Annotated in this window: 23 protein-coding genes and 1 pseudogene; 16 read left to right on the top strand and 8 right to left on the bottom strand. The window is 69.0% G+C overall.

The features are described from left to right. The first annotated feature begins 8 nt into the window (after positions 1–8). Both RT282_RS09960 and RT282_RS09955 read left to right on the top strand, forming a co-directional pair. Positions 9–1,136, top strand: coding sequence for a sulfate ABC transporter ATP-binding protein (locus RT282_RS09960; RefSeq protein WP_312302858.1), 1,128 nt, complete (start codon positions 9–11; stop codon positions 1,134–1,136). Positions 1,137–1,230: 94 nt separating this feature from the next. Then, on the top strand, positions 1,231–1,743 hold the full coding sequence (locus RT282_RS09955; RefSeq protein ID WP_313313559.1) for a disulfide bond formation protein B: 513 nt from the start codon (positions 1,231–1,233) through the stop codon (positions 1,741–1,743). A gap of 10 nt (positions 1,744–1,753) precedes the next feature. On the opposite strand, the gene RT282_RS09950 is transcribed toward RT282_RS09955, so the two are convergent. The 3 genes from RT282_RS09950 to RT282_RS09940 all read right to left on the bottom strand — a co-directional run bounded on the left by RT282_RS09950 (position 1,754) and on the right by RT282_RS09940 (position 4,603). Beyond that, the gene (locus RT282_RS09950) at positions 1,754–3,127 is read right to left on the bottom strand and encodes an erythromycin esterase family protein (RefSeq protein WP_313313557.1); all 1,374 of its coding nucleotides are present in this window, start codon (positions 3,125–3,127) and stop codon (positions 1,754–1,756) included. Beyond that, entirely contained in the window at positions 3,124–3,783 is a 660-nt protein-coding gene (locus RT282_RS09945; protein WP_313313555.1) for a phosphoribosyltransferase family protein, read from the bottom strand. The genes RT282_RS09950 and RT282_RS09945 overlap by 4 nt, the downstream gene beginning before the upstream one ends. Before the next feature lie 82 nt (positions 3,784–3,865). Next, complete coding sequence (locus RT282_RS09940) at positions 3,866–4,603, bottom strand: GntR family transcriptional regulator (RefSeq protein WP_313313552.1); 738 nt, start codon at positions 4,601–4,603, stop codon at positions 3,866–3,868. Positions 4,604–4,890: 287 nt separating this feature from the next. On the opposite strand from RT282_RS09940, the gene RT282_RS09935 reads away from it, so the two are divergent. Next, positions 4,891–8,316, top strand: coding sequence for an indolepyruvate ferredoxin oxidoreductase family protein (locus tag RT282_RS09935; RefSeq protein ID WP_313313549.1), 3,426 nt, complete (start codon positions 4,891–4,893; stop codon positions 8,314–8,316). Between the two features lie 120 nt (positions 8,317–8,436). Continuing rightward, entirely contained in the window at positions 8,437–9,348 is a 912-nt protein-coding gene (gene dapA / locus RT282_RS09930) for a 4-hydroxy-tetrahydrodipicolinate synthase (RefSeq protein WP_313313547.1), read from the top strand. Positions 9,349–9,356: 8 nt separating this feature from the next. On the opposite strand, the gene RT282_RS09925 is transcribed toward dapA, so the two are convergent. Further along, on the bottom strand, positions 9,357–9,917 hold the full coding sequence (locus tag RT282_RS09925; protein WP_313313545.1) for an Ldh family oxidoreductase: 561 nt from the start codon (positions 9,915–9,917) through the stop codon (positions 9,357–9,359). A gap of 241 nt (positions 9,918–10,158) precedes the next feature. Between RT282_RS09925 and RT282_RS09920 the strand changes: the two genes are divergently transcribed. Both RT282_RS09920 and bla read left to right on the top strand, forming a co-directional pair. Beyond that, complete coding sequence (locus tag RT282_RS09920) at positions 10,159–10,497, top strand: hypothetical protein (RefSeq protein WP_103738332.1); 339 nt, start codon at positions 10,159–10,161, stop codon at positions 10,495–10,497. Positions 10,498–10,735: 238 nt separating this feature from the next. After that, positions 10,736–11,365: pseudogene (gene bla, locus RT282_RS09915) on the top strand (class A beta-lactamase); the annotation flags it as partial. Here bla and argA read toward each other — a convergent pair. The 4 genes from argA to RT282_RS09895 all read right to left on the bottom strand — a co-directional run bounded on the left by argA (position 11,352) and on the right by RT282_RS09895 (position 15,106). Then, positions 11,352–12,698 carry an amino-acid N-acetyltransferase gene (gene argA, locus RT282_RS09910; protein WP_312302838.1) on the bottom strand — a complete coding sequence of 449 codons (1,347 nt, stop codon included), beginning with the start codon at positions 12,696–12,698 and terminating at the stop codon, positions 11,352–11,354. The pseudogene bla and the gene argA overlap by 14 nt on opposite strands. A 237-nt stretch (positions 12,699–12,935) precedes the next feature. Further along, positions 12,936–14,051, bottom strand: a complete 1,116-nt coding sequence (locus RT282_RS09905; protein WP_313313542.1) for an acyltransferase — start codon at positions 14,049–14,051, stop codon at positions 12,936–12,938. 159 nt (positions 14,052–14,210) lie between these two features. Then, positions 14,211–14,720 (bottom strand): Rrf2 family transcriptional regulator, encoded by a 510-nt coding sequence (locus RT282_RS09900; RefSeq protein WP_313313540.1) that lies wholly within the window; start codon positions 14,718–14,720, stop codon positions 14,211–14,213. 101 nt (positions 14,721–14,821) lie between these two features. After that, on the bottom strand, positions 14,822–15,106 hold the full coding sequence (locus tag RT282_RS09895; protein ID WP_313313538.1) for a hypothetical protein: 285 nt from the start codon (positions 15,104–15,106) through the stop codon (positions 14,822–14,824). A 211-nt stretch (positions 15,107–15,317) separates the two neighbouring features. Between RT282_RS09895 and RT282_RS09890 the strand changes: the two genes are divergently transcribed. The 10 genes from RT282_RS09890 (at position 15,318) to RT282_RS09845 (ending at position 26,257) form a co-directional block, all read left to right on the top strand. After that, positions 15,318–16,289 (top strand): ABC transporter substrate-binding protein, encoded by a 972-nt coding sequence (locus RT282_RS09890; RefSeq protein ID WP_313313536.1) that lies wholly within the window; start codon positions 15,318–15,320, stop codon positions 16,287–16,289. Positions 16,290–16,329: 40 nt separating this feature from the next. Continuing rightward, positions 16,330–17,166 carry an ABC transporter permease gene (locus tag RT282_RS09885; RefSeq protein WP_313313534.1) on the top strand — a complete coding sequence of 279 codons (837 nt, stop codon included), beginning with the start codon at positions 16,330–16,332 and terminating at the stop codon, positions 17,164–17,166. Continuing rightward, entirely contained in the window at positions 17,167–17,946 is a 780-nt protein-coding gene (locus tag RT282_RS09880) for an ABC transporter ATP-binding protein (protein WP_313313531.1), read from the top strand. Further along, a complete protein-coding gene (gene hutC / locus RT282_RS09875) occupies positions 17,947–18,717 on the top strand; it encodes a histidine utilization repressor (protein ID WP_313313529.1) in 771 nt (256 codons plus the stop codon). It begins immediately after the preceding gene. 124 nt (positions 18,718–18,841) lie between these two features. Further along, the gene (gene hutH / locus RT282_RS09870; RefSeq protein WP_313313527.1) at positions 18,842–20,404 is read left to right on the top strand and encodes a histidine ammonia-lyase; all 1,563 of its coding nucleotides are present in this window, start codon (positions 18,842–18,844) and stop codon (positions 20,402–20,404) included. Beyond that, positions 20,401–22,119 carry a urocanate hydratase gene (hutU, locus tag RT282_RS09865; protein ID WP_313313525.1) on the top strand — a complete coding sequence of 573 codons (1,719 nt, stop codon included), beginning with the start codon at positions 20,401–20,403 and terminating at the stop codon, positions 22,117–22,119. Before hutH ends, hutU begins: the two co-directional genes overlap by 4 nt. Positions 22,120–22,124: 5 nt before the next feature. Then, complete coding sequence (locus RT282_RS09860) at positions 22,125–22,967, top strand: phytanoyl-CoA dioxygenase family protein (RefSeq protein ID WP_313314048.1); 843 nt, start codon at positions 22,125–22,127, stop codon at positions 22,965–22,967. Between the two features lie 12 nt (positions 22,968–22,979). Beyond that, on the top strand, positions 22,980–23,552 hold the full coding sequence (locus RT282_RS09855) for a HutD family protein (protein ID WP_313313523.1): 573 nt from the start codon (positions 22,980–22,982) through the stop codon (positions 23,550–23,552). A gap of 66 nt (positions 23,553–23,618) precedes the next feature. Further along, positions 23,619–24,872: an imidazolonepropionase gene (hutI, locus tag RT282_RS09850; protein ID WP_313313521.1), complete on the top strand. Its 1,254-nt coding sequence runs from the start codon at positions 23,619–23,621 to the stop codon at positions 24,870–24,872. Further along, positions 24,869–26,257: a formimidoylglutamate deiminase gene (locus tag RT282_RS09845; RefSeq protein WP_313313519.1), complete on the top strand. Its 1,389-nt coding sequence runs from the start codon at positions 24,869–24,871 to the stop codon at positions 26,255–26,257. The genes hutI and RT282_RS09845 overlap by 4 nt, the downstream gene beginning before the upstream one ends.

Below are 26,257 nucleotides of genomic sequence, written 5' to 3'. Positions count from 1 at the left end.
ATTGATTTATGAGCATTGAAATCCGCAACGTCAGCAAACGGTTCGGCGACTTCCAGGCGCTGCAGGGAGTGGACCTGGACATCCGGTCCGGCGAACTCATCGCGCTGCTGGGCCCGTCCGGCTGCGGCAAGACCACGCTCTTGCGCATCATCGCCGGGCTGGAAACGCCCGACGTGGGCAGTATCCATTTCAGCGGCGAAGACACCACGGATGTGCACGTGCGCGAGCGCGGCGTGGGGTTCGTCTTCCAGCACTACGCGCTGTTTCGCCACATGACGGTGTTCGACAACGTGGCCTTCGGCCTGCGCATGAAGCCGCGCAAGGAGCGGCCTGCCGAGTCCGTCATCCGCCAGAAGGTCATGGACCTGCTGAAGCTGGTGCAGCTGGACTGGATCGCCGACCGCTACCCGTCGCAGCTGTCGGGCGGGCAGCGCCAGCGCATCGCCCTGGCGCGCGCCCTGGCGGTGGAGCCCAAGGTGCTGCTGTTGGACGAGCCCTTCGGCGCGCTGGACGCCAAGGTCAGGAAGGAACTGCGCCGCTGGCTGCGCCGCCTGCACGACGAGCTGCACGTGACCAGCATCTTCGTGACGCACGACCAGGAGGAGGCGCTGGAGGTGGCCGACCGCGTGGTCGTCATCAACCAGGGCCGCATCGAACAGGAAGGCACGCCGCGCGAGGTCTGGGACAACCCGGCCAGCCCCTTTGTCTACGGCTTTCTGGGCGACGTGAACCTGTTCAAGGGCCGCGCCGCCGCCGGGCGCATCCATCTGGACGACGGCCTGCAGCTCGACAGCACGGAGGCCGCGGGCGCCGAGGGCGCGGCCGCCTTCGCCTACGTGCGCCCGCATGATCTGGACGTGCAGCGCTACTCTCCCGGGCAGGCGCTGGACGCCGACGGCCGGCCCAGCGGCATCGTGGCGCAGCTGGCGCGCGCCATCGTCGTGGGGCCGATTGCGCGGCTGGAACTTATCCCCGAGGGTAGCACCCAATCGGCGGACAATGCGCAGGAAGACGCGCTGATCGAGGCGCAAATCCCGGCGCAGCAGTTCTACGACATGGGCCTGCGCGAGGGCGAGACGCTGGTGGTGACACCGCGGCGCGCCAAGGTGTTCCTCGACCAGGCTGCCGGCATCTGAGCGTTCTTTCTTTCTCTTCTTTCTAGGGAAAGGAAGGGCGCCCGGCCCCGGCAGGCGCCCCCAACTCTCCAACGACAGAAAGAAAAGAATTCCAATGCTGCTCCACTGGTTCGACACGGCGCCGCGCCGTCTCCTGGGCCTGATCGCCGCCGCCTGCGTGGGCCTGCTGGCCTTTGGCATGTACCTGCAATACGTCGTCGGGCTGGAGCCGTGCCCGATGTGCATCGTGCAGCGTTACGCTCTCATTGGTGTAGCGGTCTTCGCAGGCCTGGCAAGCGCTAGAGGCCAAAAAGGCTGGTGGATGACATGGGGCTTGCTGGCCCTGGTAGCGGCCGGGTTCGGCGCCTTCGTGGCGGCGCGCCAGAGCTGGCTGCAGTGGTATCCGCCCGAGACCGCCACCTGCGGGCGCGACTTCTACGGAATGATCGAGAACTATCCCCTGAGCCGTGCCATTCCCATGATCTTCCGCGGTTCGGGCGACTGCACGGCGGTGGACTGGACCTTTCTGGGTGGCTCCATCGCCAACTGGTCCTTCATCTGCTTCGTGCTGATAGGCCTGGCGCTGGTGCTGCTGCTGGCGCGCGGTGGCCGGCGAGCGGCCCGCTAACTCCTCTTTCCTACAGGCCGCTGGGCCAGGTCTCCGGCACCTCGCCTTCGCCCTCGTGCCAATGGCGCTCGGGCACCAGGGGCTGCAGGGCGTGGGTGCGATCGATGTGCAACAGTGCGTCGAACTGGCCCGGCAGCCGGGTGTGGAAGTAGTGGCTCTGGCGCTCAGTTTCTGGCTGGTAGATGACGCCAATGGCGCGCTGCAACCGCTCTTGATGCAGTAGCCGCGCCACCTCGCCTTCGCCGCGCAGCGGCAGCCACAGGCGGGCGTGGCCGCTGTCGTGCAGCAGCCGTTCAAAGCTGCCGGGTAAGGCGTCGCGCACGCGCTTGCGCTCGGCCGGCCCGTCCCATTCCGAGGCTGCCGTCACGCTGCCGTGGTAGGTGGACAGGCCGATCAATACTGCATCGCGCCCCCAGCGCTCGCGCGCCAGCTGGCCCACATTGAATTCGCCAAGGCGGCCCATCTCGGTGGCGCTGGCATCACCCAGGTGCGAGTTGTGCGCCCACACGGCCATGCGCGGCGCCGCGCCCCGGGTGGTTTGCAAATGCTTGTCCAGTGCCGCCAGGGTCTGCACCATGTGCGTGTCGCGCAGGTTCCAGGACGACACCCGGCTGCCGAACAGCGTGCGGTAGTACTCCTCGGCGTTGCGCACCAGGCGGGCGTTCTGCTGGGCGTAGAAGGCCTCATCGCGGTCGGCGCCCAGCGTGGCTCCGGCGCGCCGGTTCATCTCCATCAGCTGGTCGATGGCCTCGTCCTCGCAACTGGGCACGGCGCCGAAGGCGGCGCCGTAGCCGTAGGCCTGGCTGTCCTCGCCCGCGCGGTGGTCGAAGCAGGCATAGCGCGCCCGGGCGCGCGCTGCGGCTTGCGGGTCCACGCTGTCCAGATGGGCAATAACGGCGCGCAGCGAGGTGTACATGCTGTACAGGTCCATGCCGAAGAAACCTACCTGGTGCGAGGCGCCCACGCGGCTGTTGTGCTCGCGCAGCCATTCGACGAATTCGCGCATCACGGTATTGCGCCACATCCAGGTGGGGAAGCGCTCGAAACCGGCCAGAGCGGCCTCGGCGTCCACGTCATCCGAGCGGCCACGCACGTAGCGGTCCACGCGCAGGGCGTCGGGCCAGTCGGCCTCGGCCACCACGGCGGTGCAGCCGTGCTCGACGATGAGGTGGCGGGTCAGGCGCGCACGCTCCAGATAGAACTCGTGCGTGCCGTGGCTGGCTTCGCCAATCAGTACCAGACGCGCCGAGCCGATGAAGTCCGCCAGGCCAGGGGCCGTGTCGGCACGTTGAAAGGGGTGCAGATGCGGCGCCAGGTCGCGCAGCAGTTGTGCGTCCTCGGAGGGGCTGGGGGTGCGCGGGGCGGCTTGTTCAGCGGTGGTCATGTCTGGGCTCCCTCGGTTTGCTGCAGGGCGCGCTCCATCAGCGCCTGCACCTGCTCGTCCTCCACTTGTTCGAAGTCGAGGTACCAGCGGCCCACGGCGTCGAACGGCTCGGGCTGGAGCGGGCAGACCACTTCGTCCGCAAGGGCGCGCAGGGCCTCGCAGGCGTCTGGTGCGCCCACGGGTACAGCGAGCACCAGGCGCGCCGGGCCCTGGGCGCGGATGGCCTGGGCCGCGGCGCGCATGCTGGCGCCGGTGGCCAAGCCATCGTCCACCACGATCACCGTGCGCCCGGCAAGGGAGGGCAGGGGGCGCTCGCCCCGGTAGCGGCGCTCGCGGCGCGACAGCTCCTGCAGCTCGCGCTCCACCACGGCGTCCAGCTCGTGCGCAGGTACGCGCTGCAGGCTGTCATTCATGGTGCGCACACCGCCGCTGGCGACGGCGCCCAGGGCGTATTCGGGGTGCTGGGGATGGCCGATCTTGCGCACCACGAGAACGTCCATGGGCAAGGCCAGGGTGCGTACCACCTCGTAGGCGACGGGTACGCCACCGCGCGGCAGGGCCAGCACCAGCGCGCCCGGTGCGTGGCGGTAATGCTCCAGCGCACGGGCCAGCGCCTGGCCGGCCTCAGTGCGGTCTGCGAAGGTCAAAGCGCTCATGGCCATCTCCTTGGCGCCATCCTAGGGCGGGGCCAGGCGCTGCCCCGTCCGCACGCGTGAATAGGGGCCGTAGGACGGGCGCTTAAGGGATGGCGCTCTCGACGTCCGGCGCCACCTCGGGCTGCCGGGAGGACGTCCATGTCTGGTCCTGCAGGAAGAACTTGGCCACCATTTCCTTGGTGATCTGCACGGCGCGCTTGAGGCTCAGGTCGATGTGGTCGCTGAGTGCGGCGAGCGCCGGCTCCAGCTTGCGGGCCTGCAGCAGGTCCAGCAGCTGCGCGTGGGCGTTGAAGGCGCGCGCGTTCCAGTCGGACTGCTCCAGGTCGATATGCCGGGCCACGTGGATGCGGCGGGTGACCTGCTCGAGGAACTGGCTCAGCTCGCGGTTGTGCGACAGGGCCGTGAGGCGGCGGTGGAACTCCTCGTCGGCCAGCAGCAGGTCGCCGATGGACATGCCCGAGGCCTCGGCCATCACCCCATCCCAGTAGCTGCGCAGGCTGTCGATCTCGGCGTCGGTGGCGTTGTGCACGGCCAAAAAGACGGCCCGGCGCTCCAGCGCGATGCGTACCTGGTAGAGGTTGTACAGCTCCTCCACGCTGATGGCCTTGCGAAAGAACCCCTTGTTCATCACGAAGTCCAGGAAGCCCTCGGCCACCAGGCGGTTCAGCGCCTCGCGCAGGGGCGGGCGGCTGATGTCGAACTCGCGGCCCAGCGCCTGCTCGTTGATGCGCGCGCCGGGGCGGAAGTCGTAGTTCATGGCGCGCTCGCGCAGCTCCAGGTACAGGCGCTCCACGCTGCTGGCGTCGCGTGTCTGGGGCACATGCGTGCCTTCTTTGCTGGTTTTCTTCTTGACGGCCATGGGTGCTAATGAAGCAGTAGGCCCGCCGCAAGCGCTGCGCCGGGACAAAAAAAAGGCTGGGTGAAACTCATTCTAGGCCTTGTATTGCCGGCGGCAGAGCGTGTTCCACATAGGGGACGCTATTTTGTTGACTAATGTCTTCATAAGTGTCTACACTTTGTGTAAAGACTGGTTCCGGCGCGGGGCAGTGACCTTGAAGCCGCGCGGGCCGGGCTGGCCAACCTATTACAGGCAAGGAGATATTCGGGATGAGCGATCTGAGCGTCGGCAGCAGCCTGCGGGCCGTGGGCCTGGAAGACAAGTACACCGCCACGCAGGGCACAGTCTATCTGACCGGCGTGCAGGCCCTGGTGCGCCTGCCCATGATGCAAAAGCGCCGCGACCGCGCGGCAGGCCTCAACACCGCCGGCTATATCACCGGCTACCGGGGCTCGCCCCTGGGCACCTTCGATGATCAGCTGGTCAAGGCGCGCAAACACCTGCAGGCGCATGACGTGGTGTTCGTGCCCGGCGTGAACGAGGATCTGGCCGCCACGGCCGTCTGGGGCAGCCAGATGGCCGAGATTGGCGGGGAGGGGCGCTTCGACGGCGTGTTCTCCATCTGGTACGGCAAGGGGCCGGGCGTGGACCGCTCGGGCGACGCCTTCCGCCATGGCAACCTGGCGGGCAGCTCCAGGAACGGCGGCGTGCTGGTGCTGATGGGCGACGACCACACCTGCGAATCATCCACCACCTGCCACCAGAGCGAGTTCGCGCTGATGGACGCGCAGATGCCCATCCTCTCGCCCGCCGGCGTGTCGGAGCTGATCGAGTACGGCCTGTACGGCTGGGCGCTGTCGCGCTACTCTGGCTGCTGGGTGGGCATGAAGTGCATCAAGGACACGGCCGATGCCTCGGGCTCGGTGGAGGTCAACGAGGCCGGCCCGGCCTTTACGCTGCCCGCGCTGCCGGACATGCCGGCGGACGGCCTGAACATCCGCCTGCCCGACACCCCGCACGCGCAGGAATTCCGCCTGGTCAACCACAAGCTGGCGGCGGTGCAGGCCTTCGCGCAGGCCAACCGCATCGACCGCGTGGCGTTCGGGCGGCGCGAGGGCGCGCGCATCGGCATCGTCACCTCGGGCAAGAGCTGGCTCGACGTGCGCCAGGCGCTGGCAGATCTCGGCATCGACGAGGCGCGCGCGCAGGCGCTGGGCCTGGCGGTCTACAAGGTCGGCCTGGTCTGGCCACTGGAGGCCGAGGGCATTGCCGAGTTCGCCCTGGGCCTGGACAAGGTCATCGTCATCGAGGAAAAGCGCTCGCTGCTGGAAGCGCAGCTCAAGGACATCCTTTATGGCCAGGAGGGTGCGCCGCAGGTCATCGGCAAGAAGGACGAGCGCGGCGCCAAGCTGCTGCGCGTGGAGATGGCGCTGGACGCCGCCATGATCGCCCAGGTGCTGGGCCACCGCCTGGCTGAGATCGACCCGGCGCTGCTGGACGTGACCCACGCCCTGGCGCGGCGCAAGCCCGTGCTGGGTGCGGTGGACGTCATGGCGCGCAGCTTCTACTTCTGCGCGGGCTGCCCGCACAACACCTCCACGCGCATCCCTGAGGGCAGCCGCGGCTACGCCGGCATCGGCTGCTCGTGGATGGCGCAGAGCATGGACCGCGGCACGCTGGGCTACACCCAGATGGGTGCCGAGGGCATGGCCTGGGTGGGCGAGGCGCCGTTTTCCAAGCGCGCGCACATGTTCCAGAACATGGGCGACGGCACCTACTTCCACTCCGGCATGCTGGCCATTCGCGCGGCCGTGGCGGCCAAGACCAACATCACCTTCAAGGTGCTCTACAACGACGCCGTGGCCATGACCGGCGGCCAGCGCCACGACGGACCGCTGGATCCGGTGCGCATCACCCAGCAGGTGCATGCGGAAGGCGTGGCGCGCATCGCCGTGGTGACGGACGAGCCCGGTAAATACGACGGCGTGACCGGCTGGGCGCCGGGCGTCACCATCCACCACCGCGACGAGCTGGATGAGGTGCAGCGCCAGCTGCGCGAGGTGGCCGGTACCAGCGTGCTGGTCTACGACCAGACCTGCGCCGCCGAGAAGCGCCGCCGGCGCAAGCGCGGCGAGTTTCCCGACCCCGACATGCGCCTGGTCATCAACGAGGCCGTGTGCGAGGGCTGCGGCGATTGCGGCGCCAAGTCCAACTGCGTGGCCGTGGTGCCGGTGGAGACGGAGTTCGGCCGCAAGCGCGCCATCGACCAGTCGGCTTGCAACAAGGATTTCTCCTGCCTCAAGGGCTTTTGCCCCAGCTTCGTCACCGTGCGTGGCGGCCAGCTGAAGAAGGGCGTGGCCGCGGGCAAAGAGGTGCTGGACGCGCCGCTGCCCGATCCCCAGCTGCCCGACCTGGCGCAGGGCGTCTACAGCCTCATCATCACCGGCGTGGGCGGCACCGGCGTGGTCACCATCGGAGCGCTGCTGGGCATGGCCGCGCACCTGGAGGGCAAGGGCGTGGGCGTGCTGGACATGGCGGGCCTGGCGCAAAAGGGCGGCTCGGTGTGGACGCACATGCGCTTCGGCGCCACGCCGCAGGCGATTGCCGCCGTGCGCGTGGCCCCCGGCGGGGCCGATGCGCTGATCGGCTGCGACCTGGTGGTGGCCGCGGCCAGCAACACCCTGACCATGACGCGCAAGGGCGCCACCCGCGCCATCGTGAACACGCAAGAGGTCATGCCGGGCGCCTTCACGCAGAACCCGGACCTGCAGTTCCCCGGCAACCCGCTGGTCAAGACCATCGTGCGCGCCCTGGGCGAGGGCAACGTGGAGCAGGTGGACGCGGGCCGCCTGGCGCTGGCCCTGTGCGGCGACGCCATCGCCACCAACCTGTTCATGCTGGGCGCCGCCTACCAGCGCGGCCTGGTGCCGGTGAGTGCGCAGGCCATCGAGCGCGCCATCGAGCTCAACGGCGCGGCCGTGAAGATGAACATCGCCGCCTTCCGCTGGGGCCGCCGTCATGCGGTCGACCCGCAGGCCGTGGCGGCCAGCGCCGGCGCGGCGCCGCGCCAGCAGGCGGCCACCCTGGACGAGGCCGTGCAGCGGCGCGTGGATTTCCTCACCGGCTACCAGAACGCCGCCTACGCCGCGCGCTTCAAGGCGCTGGTGGATGCCGTGCGCACGCACGAAGCGCGTGTCTGGCCTGGCCAGGAGCAGCTGACGAGCGCCGTGTCGCAGAGCTTCTTCAAGCTCATGGCCTACAAGGACGAGTACGAGGTGGCGCGCCTGTATGCCGCGCCCGCCTTTCGCCAGCAGATCGCCGCGCAGTTCGAGGGTGCACCGCGCCTGGCCTTCAACCTGGCGCCGCCTCTGCTGGGCGACAAGAAGCGCGAGTTCGGCGCCTGGATGCTGCCGGCCTTCGGCGTGCTGGCGCGCCTGAAATTTCTGCGCGGCACGGCGCTTGACCTCTTCGGCCACACCGAGGAGCGCCGCCACGAGCGCGCCATGGTCGATGACTTCGAAGCCCTGGTGCGGCGCCTGCTGCAGGAGGCGCGGCCCGACCAGTACGCGCTGGCCGTGCAGATCGCCCAGGCGCCGCAGAAGGTGCGCGGCTTCGGCCACGTGAAGGAGGCCGCGCGCCAGGCCTATGAGGCCGAACTCGCCCAGCTGCTGCAGCGCCTGCGCAGCGACGCCTGAGTATCAAACTTCATAGCTGCTGGCGCTTGATTTGCAAGGGTTTCGCATGATTTTCATGCTGAAAGCCTTTCAGTTAAAGCGCTGGCAGTTCCTTTTTTCATAGCATCAACCGGAACCCCCATGCCCACACCGCCCGCTGCCGGAGCGCGCCCGGCCCTGCCTCGCGGCAGCCTGGTGGCGCTGCTCACGCCCTTCACCGACGACCTGCGCCCGGACCTGCCGGCGCTGCGCCGCCTGATCGACTGGCACATCGACAGCGGCACGGCCGGCGTCGTCATCGCCGGCACCACGGGCGAATGCGCCACGCTGAGCCATGCCGAGCACCGCGAGCTGCTGGCCGCCGCCGTGCAGCACGCAGCGGGCCGCACCCACGTCATGGCCGGCGTGGGCGCCAATTCGACGGCCGAGGCGGTGGCGCTGGCGCGTTTTGCCCAGGAATGCGGCGCCGACTCGCTGCTCAGCGTCGTGCCCTACTACAACAAGCCCACGCAGCAGGGGCTGGTGGCGCACTTCACCGCGCAGGCCGACGCCGCCGCGCTGCCGCTGGTGCTCTACAACGTGCCCGGCCGCACCGTCATCGACCTGCAGGTGGACACCGTGGCCGCGCTGGCACGGCATCCGCGCATCGTGGGCATCAAGGATGCGACGGGCGACATGGCCCGCGCGGCCGACGTCGCCCAGGCCGTGCCGCCGGGCTTTGCGCAGTACAGCGGCGACGACTTCACCAGCCTGCCCTACCTGGCGCTGGGCGGGCAGGGCGTGATCTCGGTGGTCGCCAATATGCTGCCGGCCGAGGTGGCCGCGCTGTGCGCCCACATGGAAGCCGGCCGGCTGCACGAGGCGCGTGCGCTGTTCGCGCGCCTGCTGCCGCTGACGCGCGCCCTGTTCATGGAAAGCAGCCCCGGCCCGGCCAAGCTGGCGGCGCAGCTGCGCGGCCTGTGCGGCGGCGGGCTGCGCCTGCCGATGTGCGAGGTGTCGTCCGCCACGGCGGCGGCGGTGCGCGCCGCGCTGCAGCCCTGGTCGGAAGCCTGATAGCGCTATCAAGAAAATAGCTGCCAGCGCTTGATGGGCAAGCGCTGTAGACGTTTCCCTTCAAACCGCCGACCCTGCCAAACGCTGTGGTTCGGCCCAGGTGCCGCCCGGCAGCCCCAGCCCTTCTGCAGCGAGCGTTCGCGCTGGCGGTAGCGGCGCTCGCCCGGCTGGCGGGTCTGGCCCGCTCCGCCCATGGCGCGCACCAGGGTTTTGCAGCGCTCGACGATGGCATGGCGCGCAGCGATCTGACGTTGCCAGGGGCGATGGCGCTGGTCGCCGGGTCGAACACCAGGCGGATCGTGCCCGGCGCGCGGCGCGGCAAAGGCAGTGGGGTTGGTACCGAACAGCGCCCGGGTGCCGCCGCTGGGCACCACGCAGGCCATGCTGTTGACCAGAGCCAGCGCCACCAAGCCGTCGCGCGCCAGGGGCTCCACGTCGGGCCACAGGGCGGCGAAGTGGCGCGAATTGCGGACGGCCGCCAGTGCGATGCCGTTGGCGCGTGCCTTGGCCATCAGCGCCGGGTGGGCAGCCTGCCAGGCTGGCTGGGCGAAGCCGTTGCCCGCATCCATGGCCAGGTAGTCGGGACGCTATGGCTGTGCGACCCGAGGGGCCTAAGACGAACAACAGCGGTACCAGGAACCCGCGCGACTTTTCTATGCATCCGGGAAAACCAGAACTTCATCACGTTGTCTGTTTTTGGGAAACTGTCTACACTTGTATAGTCAGATTGGTGAATGCTAATAGACACACCTTCTGGCCGCAGCTTATTTAGCGCGTCAAGCTTTTCAACCCCAATCCAAGGAGACAAACATGGCCGGTGTTGGTAGTGAGAAACTTTTCGAAAACGACAAGGTGATCGTGTGGAACTTCGAGCTGAAGCCAGGTGAGCAGACCCCGATCCATACGCATGAGCATTCATACGTGTGGTATTCCATCCAGGGGACGGATCTGCAGGTGTTCGATGAGCATGGAAACGACCTGGGGACTCTGGAGGTCCCTACCGGGGCGGTCTATTCACTGAAGGTGGAGGACGGGTTTATCGAGGTGATGTCTGAGATTTGCAAGGGCGTCAAGATCCCTGCCAAGCACAGCGCCAAGAATGCCGGCACCACGCATTACCGTGAGATCCTCGTCGAATACAAAACTTGAGCTTCAGCGCTTGAGTTCTCCCTGAATGCGAGCTCCGGCATGGTGTGGCATCAGGCAGCCAGCCGGAATCGACGGCCCGTCCAACGTCCATGGCATTGTTTTTAGCCGCGCCATAGGCCCTGTGTGCGGCGGGGCCGCGTCAGCCGCCCGGTGTTGTCTCGCGCAGCAGCCAGGCGCGGAACGCCTGCAGCGCCGCTGTGGGCGGGCGCGACTTGAGACGGAATAGCCAGTACTGCCGGACGCGGAGCGCGAGAGCCTGGACGCGCGCGTGGGTTTCGGCCGAGGCGGCCTGGTGGAATACTCGCCGCGGACCGAGCCGCATGCAGACCGGGAGGGCATGACGGTGGCCGAGCTGTGCGAAGCCACCATGGTGCTGAGCGACAACACCGCGGCCAACCTGCTGCTGCGCCGGCAGGGCGGGCCTGCGGGCCTGACTGCGTGGCTTCGGGGGCTGGGCGACACCCACACGCGCCTGGACCGCACAGAACCCGCGCTGAACGACGTGCCGCCCGGCGAAGTGCGCGACACGACCACGCCGCTGACCGTGCTGTGCACCGTGCAAATGCTGGTAATGGGCGAGGCGCTGGCGCCGCCATCGCGCGCGCAACTGCAGGCTTGGCTGCTGGGCAACCTTACGGGCGACAGGTGCTTGCGCGCCGGCATGCCGCCCGGCTGGCGGGTCGGGGAAAAGACCGGCACCGCCGAGGGCACGGGCAACGACGTGGGCGTGGTGCGGCCAGCGCCGGGGCAGGGCGCGCCGGCCGTGGTGGCCTGCTACCTGACCGAGTGTCCGGCCGCGCCCGCGCAGCGCGACGCGGCCATCGCGCAGGTAGGGCGGCTCGCCGCCGCTTGGCTCAGAGCTTCTTGACCAGCACCTGGCTCTTGCGGTCCCAGTTGTACTTGCGCTTGCGCGCCTCGGGCAGCCAGTCCGGGTCCACCGGGGCGAAGCCGCGCTTCAGAAACCAGTGCATGGTGCGCGTGGTCAGCACGAAGATGCTGTCCAGCCCCAGCATGCGGGCGCGCTGCTCGATGCGCTTGAGCAGCTTCTCGCCGTCGCCCGTGCCCTGGCTTTGCGAGGACACGGTGACGGCGGCCATCTCGGCCGTGCGGGCCTCGGGGTAGGGGTGCAGCGCGGCACAGCCGAAGATCACGCCGTCGTGCTCGATGACGGTGTAGCTGGCAATGTCGCGTTCGATCTCGGTACGGTCGCGCTTGACCAGGGTGCCGTCGCGCTCGAAGGGCTCGATCAGCTGGATGATGCCGCCCACGTCGTCGATGGTGGCCTCGCGCAGCTCTTCGAGCTTTTCGTCGATGACCATGGTGCCGATGCCGTCGTGCACGTAGATCTCCAGCAGCAGCGCGCCGTCCACGGCAAAGGGCAGGATGTGGCTGCGCTCCACGCCGTGCTCGCAGGCGCGCACGCAGTGCTGCAGGTAAAAGCCCACGTCGGTGGGCTGCAGGGCCGGCGGCAGCTGGGACAGCAGGCGGCGCGCGGCGGCCAGGGGCAGCTCGGTGTCGATGGGGTTGTCGTCGCCAGGGGGCTCGAAGGGCTGGGTCAGCACGCCAGGCACCTCGGTCAAAAACAAAAGCTTGTCGGCCTGCAGCTCGGCGGCCACGCGCGTGGCCACCTCTTCCATGGCCAGATTGAAGGCTTCGCCCGTAGGCGAAAAGCCGAACGGCGAGATCAGCACCATGGCCTGCGACTCCAGCGTGCGGCGGATGCCTTCCACGTCCACCTTGCGCACCAGGCCGGTGTGCTGGAAGTTGACGCCGTCGACGATGCCCACCGGCCGCGCGGTGATGAAGTTGCCCGAAATGACACGCACGCGTGCGCCGGCCATGGGCGTATTGGGCAGGCCCTGGCTGAAGGCGGCCTCGATCTCGTAGCGCAGCTGGCCGGCGGCCTCCTGGGCGCTGTCCAGCGCCACCGGGTCGGTGATGCGCATGCCGTGGGAGTAGCGCGCCTCGTGGCCCTTGGCGGCCAGCTGCTCGTTGACCTGCGGGCGAAAGCCGTGCACCAGCACGATCTTCACGCCCATGGCCTGGATCATGGCCAGGTCCTGCACGATGCTTTGCAGCTTGCCCGCGGCAATCGCCTCGCCCGTCAGGCCCACCACGAAGGTCTGGTTGCGAAACTTGTGGATGTAGGGCGCCACCGACCGGAACCAGGGCACGAAGGTGAAGTTGAAGACCGTGGACATGAAGGCGGGCGCAAAGGGCAAAAAAGCCTGCGCGCCCCGTGGCGCCATTCAGGCGGCCGGGGGCTGGGCAAGCAAAAGGGCGCAGTGTAGCGGCAGTGTGCCGGGCGCGTTCGTGCTATGAAATGCATAGCTGCTACCGCTGGGGCTGCGCCAGTTCCAATATGTTTTATATCTGGAGTCCAGGGTGAGTAAGCGGCGGCAGCTACCATTTGCATAGCAAACGCCGCCGCCCGGCGTTCAGCGCCCGGACAGCGCCAGCTTGGTCGGCTGCCGGGCCGGCCGCTTGTCCGGTGTGTGCGCCGTCCCGCCGTCGCGCAGGCGCATGGCCCAGCGCTCCACCGTCCAGTACGACAGCGCCGCCAGCGCGGTGGACAGGGCAAAGCCCAGCACCACCGTGGCGGGCCAGGGCAGGTCGGCGCGCAGGTAGCGCACGATGGGGTAGTGCCACAGATAGATACCGTAGGACAGCTTGCCCACCCACACCAGGGTCGGCGCGCTCAGCAGCTCATACGCCGGGCCGCGCCGGTGCAGCACGGCCATCAGAACCACCATGGTGGCAACTTCCACCACCGTCATGCCCCAGGCCAGGGCGTTCATGTCGTCCCAGCCCTGTTCCATCAACAGCGGCACGGCCAGCACGAACCATATGCCGTGAGACAGCCGGGCGCGCACAGCGGTGAACCAGGCCGGCTGCTCGTGCACCAGGGTCGCCAGCAGCGCACCCATCAGCAGGCCGGTGGCGCGGGTATCGAAGCGAAAGAAGATCTCGTAGAACTGCTGGCCTTGGGTGATCCAGAACAGGCGCCAGACCCAGGCCAGCAGCACCAGCCCGGCCACCGGCCGCCACATCCGGCCCTTGGGCGAGAACCGCACGATCAGCATCAAAAGCGGCGGCCAAACCAGGTAAAAGTGCTCTTCCACCGACAAAGACCACATGTGCAGCAGCGTGTCCGGGCTGTCGAAGAAGGCGATGCCGTAGTCCGCCAGGTACAGCAGCGACACCAGCGCGTCTGAATAGATGTCGGTCAGATCAGGCCAGATGAAGGGTGCAAACAGGCAGTAAGCCGCCAAGAACAGCGCCAGCGCCGGCATGAGCCTGAAAAAGCGCCGGCGGTAGAAGCGCCAGTAGTCCAGCCCGCCCGTGCGCTCGCGCTCCAGCAGCAGCAGCGAAGTGATCAAGAAGCCGCTGAGCACGAAGAACACATCCACGCCGTAGAAGGCGCCGTCGAACAGGGGCGCATGGGCGTGCGAGAGGAGAACTAGCGCGATCGCCACGCCGCGCAGGCCGTCCAGCGCCGGGTTGTAGGCCAGCGCGACGCCGGCCGAACCGGCCGGCTTGTGTTTCACTTCCATCCCAGACAAAGCCCGCCACCTCCTCATTCAAATCCACCCGGGCAGGCATGCCGCCGCCGGTCGAGGAGGCGATTGTAGGCAGGCAATCTCAGGGATTACCCGGTCCAACTGTCACCAAAGATTGGTAAAAGTGACTTTTATTCCGACACCCGGAAAGCGCTAAAGCGGCGTGAGGCCCAGCGCGAAGACGGAGTTGGGTACCTGCGGCGCGGGGGTTTGGCGCGCCGGCCGGGCTGCACGGCGTGCTGGCGGGCTGACCGCGGCTGGGGAGCGCGTGGCCACGTGGCGCGCCAGCAGGTCCGCCACGGTGATGGACTGCAGGTAGTCCATGACGCGCGACTGGAAGCTCGCCCACAGTTCGGCCGTCATGTCCTCGCTGCCGCCGGCGCGCGGGCTGCCGGGCGCGGCCAGTGCGGCTTCGGCGGCGGTGACGATCTGGGCCACGGTCAGCTCGCGCGGTGCCCGCGTCAGCGTGTAGCCGCCGCCCGGCCCGCGTGTGCTGGTTACCAGTTCGGCACGGCGCAGGGCGCTGAAGATGTCCTCCAGATAGGACAGGGAAACGCCCTGGCGCGCGCTGATGGCGGGCAAGGGCACGGGCTGGCCGTGCGAATGCAGGGCCAGGTCGGTGATGGCGGTCACGGCAAGCTTGCCGCGGGTGGTCAGTCGCATAGACGGATCCTGGAAAAGAAGGGGGCACGGAGGCGGCACCCGGGCAGGCACCGCGAAGACGGGCGGGAAGGGCGACTCGGCCCGCGCAGGGCCGGCGCAGCTCAGGCGCGCGGCGGCCGCAGCCGCCGCTGGGGCGTGCGGGAGGCCAGCAGGGCAGTGCGCAGCTGCGGGCAGGGGAAGTGCGCACCCCGTGCGTCCGGTGCCGGGCGCTGGAATTCCTGGTCGTCCGGCAGGTCGATGCCGCAATCGGCCGCAACATCAGCGGCAAGGTCGGCAGCAGTGCCGGCCTTCAGGTCCTCAATGCCGTAGTGGTGCTGCATGGCGCTGCATTGCCCGACAGGGCTGGCGCCCAGGCCCGCCTGCGGCGTGGCGGCAAACGCGGACACGCCCGCCATCAGCAGGAAATGCAGGGTAAATACAGCGAGCAGCCACCGGACCATAGGTGGATGGATTATAGAAAACGCTGCCGGCGGCCCCTTCAGGGCGGGTCATGTGTGCGCGTTATCCCTGTATAGACAGGTGCCGCGCGGCGCGCATCATGCGCCCATCCCTTCCCTTTGCATTCACTCAACCAATCAATCAACCGGGAGACAACGGATGGCACGGCGGACAACGGTGGTGCGCATGGGCGCAATGGTGGTGGCAGGCATGGCGCTGGCCCTGGGCGGCGCTGCGCAAGCCCAGCAGACAACCAAGCTGGCGCTGGGCATGTCGGGCTGGACGGGCTTTGCGCCGCTGTCGCTGGCCGACAAGGCGGGCATCTTCAAGAAGCACGGCCTGGACGTGGAGCTGAAGATGATCCCGCAGAAGGACCGTCACCTCGCCCTGGCCTCCAAGGCCATCCAGTGCGCCGCCACCACGGTGGAGACGCACGTGGCCTGGAACGCCAACGGCGTGCCCATTGTGCAGATCTTCCAGTTGGACAAATCCTACGGCGCCGACGGCATCGCCGTAAGGAACGACATCAAGACTTTCGCCGACCTGAAGGGCAAGACCGTGGCGGTGGACGCCCCCGGCACGGCCTCGTATTTCACCCTGGCCTGGCTGCTGTCCAAGAACGGCATGAAGGTCAAGGACGTGAAGACCGTCACGCTGGCGCCCCAGCCGGCCGCGCAGTCCTTCGTGACCGGGCAGAACGACGCGGCCGTGACCTATGAGCCGTACCTGTCCACCGTGCGCGCCAACCCCGACGCCGGCAAGATCCTGGCCACCACGCTGGACTTTCCGCACATCATGGACACGGTGGGCTGCGCACCCGAATGGATCAAGGCCAACCCCCAGGCTGCCAAGGCGCTGGCGGACTCGTACTTCGAAGCGCTGGAGCTGATCGGCAAGGACCAGGCCAAGTCGTACGAAATCATGGGCGCGGTGGTCAAGCAGCCGGGCGAGGCCTTCGGCAAGTCCGCCTCCTTCCTGCGCTGGCAGGACAAGGCGGCCAACCAGAAATTCTTTGCCGGGGAGCTGCAGCAGTTCATGAAGGATGCGGCAGGCATCCTGCTGGAGGCCGGGGTGATCCGCAAGATGCCCGAGAACTGGTCGGCCATGTATGACGACAGCTTCATCAAATAAGTAAAGCGGCGCGCGCCGGAAGACCACCCCGATGGACCCCATGACGCAAGCCCTGCCGCCGGCCGCGGCGTCCCCCGTGCCTCCCGCGCGCCGCCGGCCCCGCCTGGCCCCCCTGCAGCCCGTGCGCGCCGGCACGCGCTGGCTGCTGGGCGCCTCGTTCTTCGTGCTGTTCGTGGCCGTGTGGGCGGTGGCGACGCTGGGCGGCTTCGTCTCGCCCACCTTCCTGGCCAGCCCCATCACCATGCTGCGCGAGGGCTGGGCGCTGTTTGCGGAGTTCAACTTCGCCCACGACGTGGGCATGACCGTGTGGCGCGTGCTGGGCGGCTTCGTCATGGCAGCGGTCGTCGCCGTGCCGCTGGGCATCGCCATGGGCGCGCACAAGGGGGTCGAGGCTTTTCTGGAACCCTTCGTTTCCTTTTGCCGCTATCTGCCGGCTTCGGCCTTCATTCCACTGCTGATCCTGTGGGCTGGCCTGGGCGAGCTGCAAAAGCTGCTGGTCATCTTCATCGGCTCCGTGTTCCAGATCATCCTGATGGTGGCCGTCATCGTCGGCAATGCACGCCGCGACCTGGTTGAGGCCGCCTACACCCTGGGTGCCACGCCGCGTGGCATTGTCAAAAGCGTGCTGATCCCCGGCGCGGCCCCCGAGATCGCCGAGACCCTCCGCCTGGTGCTGGGCTGGGCCTGGACGTATGTCATCGTGGCCGAGCTGATCGGCTCGTCCTCGGGCATAGGCCACATGATCATTGACAGCCAGGCGCTGCTCAACACCGGGCAGATCATCTTCGGCATCATCGTCATCGGCCTGATCGGGCTGGTGTCCGATGCCTTGTTCAAGTGGGCCAACCGGCGCCTGTTCGCCTGGAGCACGCTGTAAATGAGCGAAGTCCTGATCCAAGGGGTGTCGCGCACCTTCACCAACGCGCGCGGGCAGGCCACCCAGGCCCTGCTGCCGGTGGACTTCCACGTGCGCGACAACGACTTCGTCACCATCCTGGGTCCGTCCGGCTGCGGCAAGTCGACGCTGCTGCGCATCGTCGCCGGGCTGGACGAGCCCACCGCCGGCCGCGTCCTGCTGGATGGCGTGCCCGTGCAGGGGCCGGGGGCCGACCGCGGCATGGTGTTCCAGAGCTACACGCTCTTCCCCTGGCTGACGGTGGAGCAGAACATCCGCTTCGGCCTGCGCGAGCGCGGTGTCTCCGCGGCGCAGCAAAAGGAGCGAAGCGACTATTTTCTGGCGAAGGTCGGCCTGGCCGGCTTCGCCCAGCACTATCCCAAACAGCTGTCGGGCGGCATGCAGCAGCGCACCGCGATTGCCCGCGCCCTGGCCAACGACCCCAAGATCTTGCTGATGGACGAGCCCTTCGGCGCGCTGGACAACCAGACCCGCGTGCAAATGCAGGAGCTGCTGCTGTCCATCTGGGAGGCGCAGCGCAAGACCGTCATGTTCGTCACCCATGACATCGACGAGGCCATCTTCATGGCCAACCGTGTGGCCGTCTTCAGTGCCCGGCCCGGCCGCATCAAGACCGAGTTGGCCGTGCCGCTACCGCATCCGCGCCACTACACCGTCAAGACGGCGCCTGAATTCATGGAGCTGAAGGCGCGGCTGACCGAAGAGATCCGCGCCGAAGCCCTGCACGGGGCGTTGCACTGAATGACCACCAGCGCCACTCCGCTCGCCGCCCAGGGCACCGAAGGGCCGGCTGCTGTGGCCCGCTACCAGCAGGTCAAGGACTTCATTACCCACCGCATCCAGGACGGGCAATGGCAGGTGGGCGACCGCCTGCCGTCCGAGAACGAACTGGTGCAGCAGTTCGGCATCTCGCGGATGACCGTGAACCGGGCGCTGCGCGAACTGGCCGAACAGGGGCGCATCGAGCGCGTGGCCGGCGTGGGCAGCTTCGTGGCCCCGGAAAAGCCACAGTCCACCCTGCTGCGCATCGCCAACCTGGCGGCTGAAGTGCGCCAGCGCGGACATGACTACAGCTGCCGCGTGCTGCTGGTGGAGCGCGTCGCCGCGCCCGTGGAGGCTGCCGCGGCGCTGGAGCTGCGCACCGGCGAATCGGTGTTCCACGCCGTCTGCGTGCACCTGGAGGACGGCGTACCGGTGCAGCTGGAGGACCGTTGGGTCAACCCCCACATGGCGGCGGACTTCGGCGCGCAGGACTTCTCGCGCCTGCAGCCCTCCGAATACCTGGTGCGCAACGTACCTTACGACCAGATGGAGCACGTGGTGGACGCCGTGCTGCCCACGCCCGAGCAGGCGCGCCTATTGCAGATGCCCCAGGCCGCCCCCTGCCTGCTGCTCACGCGGCGCACCTGGTCCGGCGGCGTGCCGGTGACGGTGGTGCGCTGCCTGCACCCGGGCTCGCGCTATCGCCTGGGCAGCCGCATGCAGGCGGACGGCAACCCGCTGGTGGGCTGATCCCGGTCGAACTACGGGTTTAACCTGTATATACAGGTTTCCCACAGAGTGGTGCAATCTGACCCATGCCATGCTAAACAAAGGCGTATTGCTGCTGTGAGGCTTGTCTATACAGGAAGGATTCATGAGCGCCACACCGACCCTCGTCCTGCGGCCTGGCCGCGTCAGCCTGACCGAATTGCAGCGCATTCAGGCGGGCGGCCTGCGCCTTGAGCTGGATACCGCCGCGCTGCAGGGCATGGCCGACTCCTTGGCCACGGTGCAGCAGATCGTCGAGCAGGACGCCGTGGTCTACGGCATCAACACCGGCTTCGGCAAGCTGGCCAGCACCAAGATCCCGCACGACCGCCTGGCCGAGCTGCAGCGCAACCTGGTGCTGTCGCACAGCGTGGGCACGGGCGAGCCGCTGCCGGACGGCGTTGTGCGCCTGGTGTTGGCCACCAAAGCCGTCAGCCTGGCGCGCGGACATTCGGGTGTGCGCCCGCAGCTGGTGCAGGCGCTGCTGGCGCTGGCCAATGCCGACGTGCTGCCTGTCATTCCTGCCAAGGGTTCGGTGGGTGCCTCGGGCGACCTGGCACCGCTGGCGCACCTGGCCTGCGTGCTGATCGGCGAGGGCCAGGCCCTGGTGCAGGGCCGGGTGGTGGGCGGGCGCGAGGCCATGGCCGCCATCGGCATGGATCCCTTCGTGCTGGGCCCCAAGGAAGGGCTGGCGCTGCTCAACGGAACGCAGGTGTCCACCGCGCTGGCGCTGGCCGGGCTGTTCGGCGCCGAGGCCGCGTTCGGCGCCGCGCTGGTGTCGGGCTGCCTGACGCTGGAGGCCATCAAGGGCTCGGTCAAGCCGTTCGACGCGCGCATCCACGAGGCGCGCGGCCAGGGCGGACAGATCGCCGTGGCGGCGGCCGTGCGCGCGCTGCTGCACGGCAGCGAAATCGATCCCTCCCACCCCAACTGCGGCCGGGTGCAGGACCCGTATTCCATCCGCTGCATCCCGCAGGTCATGGGCGCCTGCCTGGACAACCTGGGCCATGCGGCCCGCGTGCTGGCTATCGAGGCCAATGCCGCGTCCGACAACCCACTGGTCTTCACGGACACGGGCGAGGTCATCTCCGGCGGCAACTTCCACGCCGAGCCAGTCGCCTTCGCCGCCGACATCATCGCCCTGGCCCTGGCCGAGATCGGCGCGATTTCCGAGCGCCGCCTGGCCCTGTTGCTGGACCCCGGCCTCTCCGGTCTGCCGGCCTTCCTGGTGGAAGACAGCGGAGTGAACTCGGGCTTCATGATCGCCCAGGTCACGGCCGCCGCCCTGGCCGCCGAGAACCAGTGCCTGGCCAACCCCAGCAGCGTGACCAGCCTGCCCACCTCGGCCAACCAGGAGGACCACGTCTCCATGGCCACCTATGGCGCGCGCCGCCTGCTGGACATGGCGCGCAACACCGCCGTCATGGTGGGCATCGAGGCCATGGCCGCCGCGCAGGGCATGGAATTCGACAGAACGCTGAAGTCTTCGCCCCTCATCGAACAACAATTCGCCGACATCCGCACGCGCGTCGCCTTCCTGGAGCAAGACCGCCTGCTCGCCCCCGATATCGAGGCCATGGGCCTGTGGGCCAGCCGCCACGACTGGCCCGGCGCCATCACCGCCTGCCTGCCCAGCCACGCCGACTCATCCGAAGGAGACCAGCCATGAACGCCAACGACGCCATCCTGCGGACCAGTGCCGATCCGCGCGTGGATCCGACCCGCACCGTGCGTGCGCCGCGCGGCAGCCAGCTGCATTGCAGGAACTGGCTGGCCGAAGCCGCCTTCCGCATGATCCAGAACAACCTCGACCCGGACGTGGCCGAGAACCCCCAGGCCCTGGTGGTCTACGGCGGCATCGGCCGCGCCGCACGCAACTGGGAATGCTTCGACCAGATCCTGGCGTCGCTGCGCCAGCTGGAGGCCGACGAGTCGCTGCTGATCCAGTCCGGCAAGCCCGTGGGCGTGTTCAAGACGCACGAGAACGCACCGCGCGTGCTGCTGGCCAACTCCAACCTGGTGCCCAAGTGGGCCACCTGGGAGCACTTCAGCGAGCTGGACCGCAAGGGCCTGTTCATGTACGGCCAGATGACGGCCGGCAGCTGGATCTACATCGGCAGCCAGGGCATCGTGCAGGGCACCTTCGAGACCTTCGTCGAGGCCGGCCGCCAGCACCACGGCGGCGACTGGACGGGCAAGTGGATATTGACGGCCGGCCTGGGCGGCATGGGCGGCGCCCAGCCGCTGGCCGCCACGCTGGCCGGCGCCTGCTCGCTGACCATCGAATGCCAGCAAAGCAGCATCGACTTCCGCCTGCGCACGCGCTACGTGGACAAGCAGGCGCGGGACATCGACGACGCCCTGGCGCTGATCCGGCATCACACGGGCAAGGGCGAGGCCGTCTCCATCGCCTTGCTGGGCAACGCCGCCGAGGTGCTGCCGCAGCTGGTCGAGCGCGCCCGCGCCGGCGGCTGCAAGCCCGACTTGGTGACCGACCAGACGTCCGCCCACGACCTGGTCAACGGCTACCTGCCCATCGGCTGGAGCGTGCCCGAGTGGCGCGCCGCCGCCCAGGATGACGCACGCCACGCCGAGCTGAAGGCCGCCGCCGCGCACAGCTGCGCCCGGCACGTGCAGGCCATGCTCGACTTCCAGGCCCTGGGCGTGCCCGTGGTGGACTACGGCAACAACATCCGCCAAGTGGCATTCGACGCCGGCGTGAAGAACGCCTTCGACTTTCCCGGGTTTGTGCCGGCCTACATCCGGCCGTTGTTTTGCGAAGGCAAGGGGCCATTTCGCTGGGTGGCGCTGTCCGGCGACCCCGAGGACATCTACAAGACCGACGCCAAGATCAAGGAGCTGTTCCCCGAGAACCTCCACACCCACCGCTGGCTGGACATGGCGCGCGAACGCATCGCCTTCCAGGGCCTGCCCGCGCGCATCTGCTGGCTGGGCCTGGGCGAGCGCCACAAGGCGGCGCTGGCCTTCAACGAAATGGTGAAAAACGGCGAGCTGAAAGCCCCCATCGTCATCGGCCGCGACCACCTGGACACCGGCAGCGTGGCCAGCCCCAACCGCGAGACCGAGGCCATGAAAGACGGCACCGACGCCGTGAGCGACTGGCCGCTGCTCAACGCCCTGCTGAACACTGCCGGCGGCGCCACCTGGGTCAGCCTGCACCATGGCGGCGGGGTGGGTATGGGCTATTCGCAGCACGCCGGCGTGGTCATCGTGGCCGACGGCACCGATGCCGCCGCCGAGCGCCTGGCGCGCGTGCTATGGAACGATCCGGCCTCGGGCGTCATGCGCCATGCCGATGCGGGCTATGAGCTGGCTATCGCCACGGCCAAGGCCCAGGGACTCAACCTGCCCATGGTGCGGTGACCATCATGCAAGCCCTCATCATCCCCGAGATCGAACGCCGTGTGCAGGAGCGCGTCACGCCCGACGTGGTCGAGGCCTTCGCGCGCGATGGCGCCGTCTGCCTGCGCCAGCTGCTGAACCCGGACGAGGTGGCGCTGCTGCGCCAGGGCATCGACGCCAACCTGGCCGCGCCCAGCCCCCGCGCCAAAGTGGCCAGCCGCCCCGACGACCCTGGTCGCTTCTTCGAGGACTTCTGCAACTGGCAGGACATCGACCAATTCCAGCGCTTTGTCACCGAAGCACCCGTGGCCCTGGCGGCGCAGCGGCTGATGCGCTCGCCCAGCGTGCGCCTGTACCACGACCACGTGCTGGTCAAGGAGCCCGGCACGCGCCAGCGCACGCCCTGGCACCAGGACCAGCCCTACTACAACATCGAGGGGCGGCAGAACATCAGCATGTGGATCCCCGTGGACCCTGTGCCGCGCGCGTCCACGCTGGAGTTCGTCGCCGGCTCGCACCTGGGTCCGTGGCTCATGCCGCGCAGTTTCATGGACCACCAGGCCAAGTGGTTCCCCGAGGGCAGCCTGCAGGACCTGCCCGACATCGAGGCCGACCGCGCGGCTCACCCCATACTGGGCTGGCAGGTCGAGCCCGGCGACGTGGTGTGCTTTCACATGCTCACGCTGCACGGCGCCGGCGGCTTCGAGGGGCCGGGACGCAGGCGCGTGTTTTCCGTGCGCTTCATGGGCGAGGACACGCGCCACGCCCCGCGCCGCTGGACCACCTCGCCCGACTTTCCCGGGCTGGAGCGCGAACTGCCCGCCGGCGCGCCCATGGAGCACCCGCTGTTTCCTCTGCTGCTGGGCTGACCGCCGCAGACCATGCAGCGCTTCGACCTGGCCGCCATCGCTCCCGCGCCCTGGAAGAACGGCGGCGGCGCGACGCGCGAGCTGGCCTGCTGGCCGCCCGGCGCGGGCATGGACAACTTCGAGTGGCGCGCCAGCGTGGCGCGCATCGAGCAGTCGGGGCCGTTCTCGGCCTTCCCTGGCGTGGACCGGCAGATCCTGCTGCTGCAGGGCGGCGGCGTGCTGCTGCGCGGCCAGGGGCTGGAGCACCGGCTGGATCGGCCGCACCAGCCCTTTGACTTCCCCGGCGACGTGCCGCTGCAGTGCCAGCTGCTGGGCGACGGCCCGTCCATCGACTTCAACCTGATGCTGCGCCGCGGCGCCTGGCGCGGTGCGCTGGCCGTCACCGGCCAGTCGCTGCAGGCCGGCCCGTACCCAGCGGGGCTGTGCCTGGCGCTGCAGGGCGCCTGGCGCACCCCGGCGGGCGAGGTGCTGGACCCCGGCCAGGGCCTGTGGTGGTGTGGACCGGAAAACGTCCTGCAGCTGTCGCCCCTGCCCGGCGGGCAGGAGCCAGCGGCGCTGGCCTGGGTAGGGCTGCAGCGTGGTTGAATATGAGTGAAATCGGCCTCCAGCGCTTATCCAGCAAGCGCTGGCAGCTATTGAAAGGGTATAGCAATGCATGCTTCTCCACCCCATACCGATGCCGGCGGCGTGTGGCACGGTCTGCGCCTGGCCCCCGGGCTGGCGCAGCCCGACGAGCCGCTGGCCGATGGTGAGCCCGCCAGTCTGGTCGTGCAACAGGGCGTGCTGCGCTGGGTGGGACCGGCCGCGCGGCTGCCCGCCGCCTGGGCACAGACGCCACACCACGACGGTGCCGGCCTGCTGGCCACGCCGGGATTAGTGGACTGCCACACCCATCTGGTCTATGGCGGCCAGCGCGCCGGCGAGTTCGCAATGCGCCTGGCGGGCGCCAGCTACGAGGAGGTGGCGCGCGCCGGCGGCGGCATCGTCTCCACCGTGCGCGCCACGCGCGCTGCCAGCGAGGACGAGCTGTTCGCCTGCGCCCTGGCACGCCTGCGTCCGCTGATGGAGGAGGGGGTGTGCGCCATCGAGATCAAGTCCGGCTACGGCCTGGCGCTGGAGCACGAGCGCCGCCAGCTGCGCGTGGCGCGCCGCCTGGGCCAGGCCACGGGCCTGGCGGTGCGCACCACCTTCCTGGGCGCGCACGCACTGCCGCCCGAGTACGCCGGCCGCAGCCAGGACTACATCGACCACGTCTGCAACGACATGCTGCCCGCCCTGCACGCCGAGGGGCTGGTGGACGCGGTGGATGTGTTCTGCGAGCGCATCGCCTTCTCGCTGGCCGAGACCGAGCAGGTCTTCGCCGCCGCGCAGCAGCTGGGCTTGCCCGTCAAGCTGCACGCCGAGCAGCTGTCGGACATGGGCGGCGCGCAGCTGGCCGCGCGCTACCGGGCCCTGTCGTGCGACCACATCGAGCATTTGTCGCAGGCCGGGGTGGACGCCATGGCCCGGGCCGGCACCGTGGCCGTGCTGCTGCCCGGCGCCTTCTACACGCTGCGCGACACGCAGCTGCCGCCGATCGCCGCGCTGCGCGCCGCGGGCGTGCCCATGGCCGTGTCCACCGACCACAACCCGGGCACGTCCCCAGCGCTCAGCCTGCTGCTGATGGCCAACATGGCCTGCACGCTGTTCCGCCTGACGGTGCCCGAGGCGCTGGCCGGCATCACCCTGCACGCCGCGCGCGCCCTGGGCCTACAGGACACACATGGCCTGATCGCCGCCGGGCGGCCGGCGCACTTCGTGCTGTGGCCGGTGGCCGAAGCCGCCGAGCTGGCCTACTGGTTCGGCCGCCAGCGCGCCCACACCATCGTGCGGGGTGGCCGCATCGTGCAGCGGGGGTTGGCTTGACGCCCGGCCGCCTGTTCGCCCGCCACGCCCTGCTGCCCGGCGGCTGGGCGCAGGACGTGCTGCTGCAGTGGGACGCGCAGGGCCTGCTGACCGCCGTCACGCCCCAGGCCACGCCGGAGGACGCGCCGCGCGCCGCCGGGCCGGTGCTGCCGGGCATGCCCAACCTCCACTCGCATGCCTTCCAGCGCGCCTTCGCCGGACTGACGGAATACCGCGGCACGGCGCACGACAGTTTCTGGAGCTGGCGCGAGCTGATGTACCGCTTCGCCGTGCGCATCGGCCCCGAGCAGCTGCAGGCCATCGCCACCTGGCTGTACGTGGAGATGCTGGAGGCGGGCTACACCAGCGTCTGCGAGTTCCACTACCTGCACCACGACGAGGCAGGGCGGCCCTATGCCGACGACGCCACCTTGTCGCGCGCCCTGCTGCGCGCCGCGCGCGAGGCGGGCCTCGGCATCACGCTGCTGCCGGTGCTCTACCAAAGCAGCGGCTTTGGCGGCCAGGCGCCCCGGGCCGACCAGGCGCGCTTCATCCGCAGCACCGACAGCATGCTATCGTTATTGGAGCTGCTCGCGCTTGATGCACAAGGGCTGGAGGCACATTTGGGCCTTGCTCCGCATTCGCTGCGGGCGGTGACGCCGGACAGCCTGCACACCGCCGTGGCGGCGCTGCACTCCATGGCCCCGCGCGCGCCCGTGCACATCCACATCGCCGAGCAACTGCAGGAGGTGCAGGACTGCCTGGCCTGGAGCGGCCGGCGCCCGGTGCAGTGGCTGCTGGACCATGCCGCCGTGGACGAGCGCTGGTGCCTGGTGCACGCCACCCACCTGGACGAGGACGAATACCGCCGCGCCGCCGCCACCGGCGCCGTGGCCGGCCTGTGCCCCAGCACCGAGGCCAACCTGGGCGACGGCATCTTCGACGCCGCCCGCTGGCAGGGCCTGGGCGGCGTTTGGGGGCTGGGATCGGACAGCCACGTCTGCGTGAACGCCGCCGAGGAGCTGATGCTGCTGGAATACAGCCAGCGCCTGGCCCGGCGCGAGCGCAACGTGCTGGCCACGCCGGAGCAGCCCGAGGTGGCCAGCGCCCAGTGGCTGGCGGCGGTGCAGGGCGGGGCGCGCGCCGCCGGCCGGCCCGTGGCCGGGCTGCGGGCCGGGCAGCTGGCGGATTTTGTCGAGCTGGACCCGCGCCATGTCGCCCTGGACGGCTTGGCGCCGGCGCAGATGCTGTCGGCCCACGTGTTCGCCAGCCAGCGCACCTCGGCTGTCGCCGGCGTGTGGACACACGGGCAGCGCCGGGTTGCGCACGGCCGCCACGCACTGCACCATCAGGCGGCACAGGCTTTCATCGCGGCGCGCAAGGCGCTGCTCAACCCGCGGGACTGA

This window comes from Pulveribacter sp., from assembly GCF_032079985.1.
In the GTDB taxonomy this organism is placed as follows: Bacteria; Pseudomonadota; Gammaproteobacteria; order Burkholderiales; family Burkholderiaceae_C; genus Melaminivora.
Note: the sequence above shows the minus strand (reverse complement) of the source record. Positions and strands in the feature narration are given on the sequence as shown.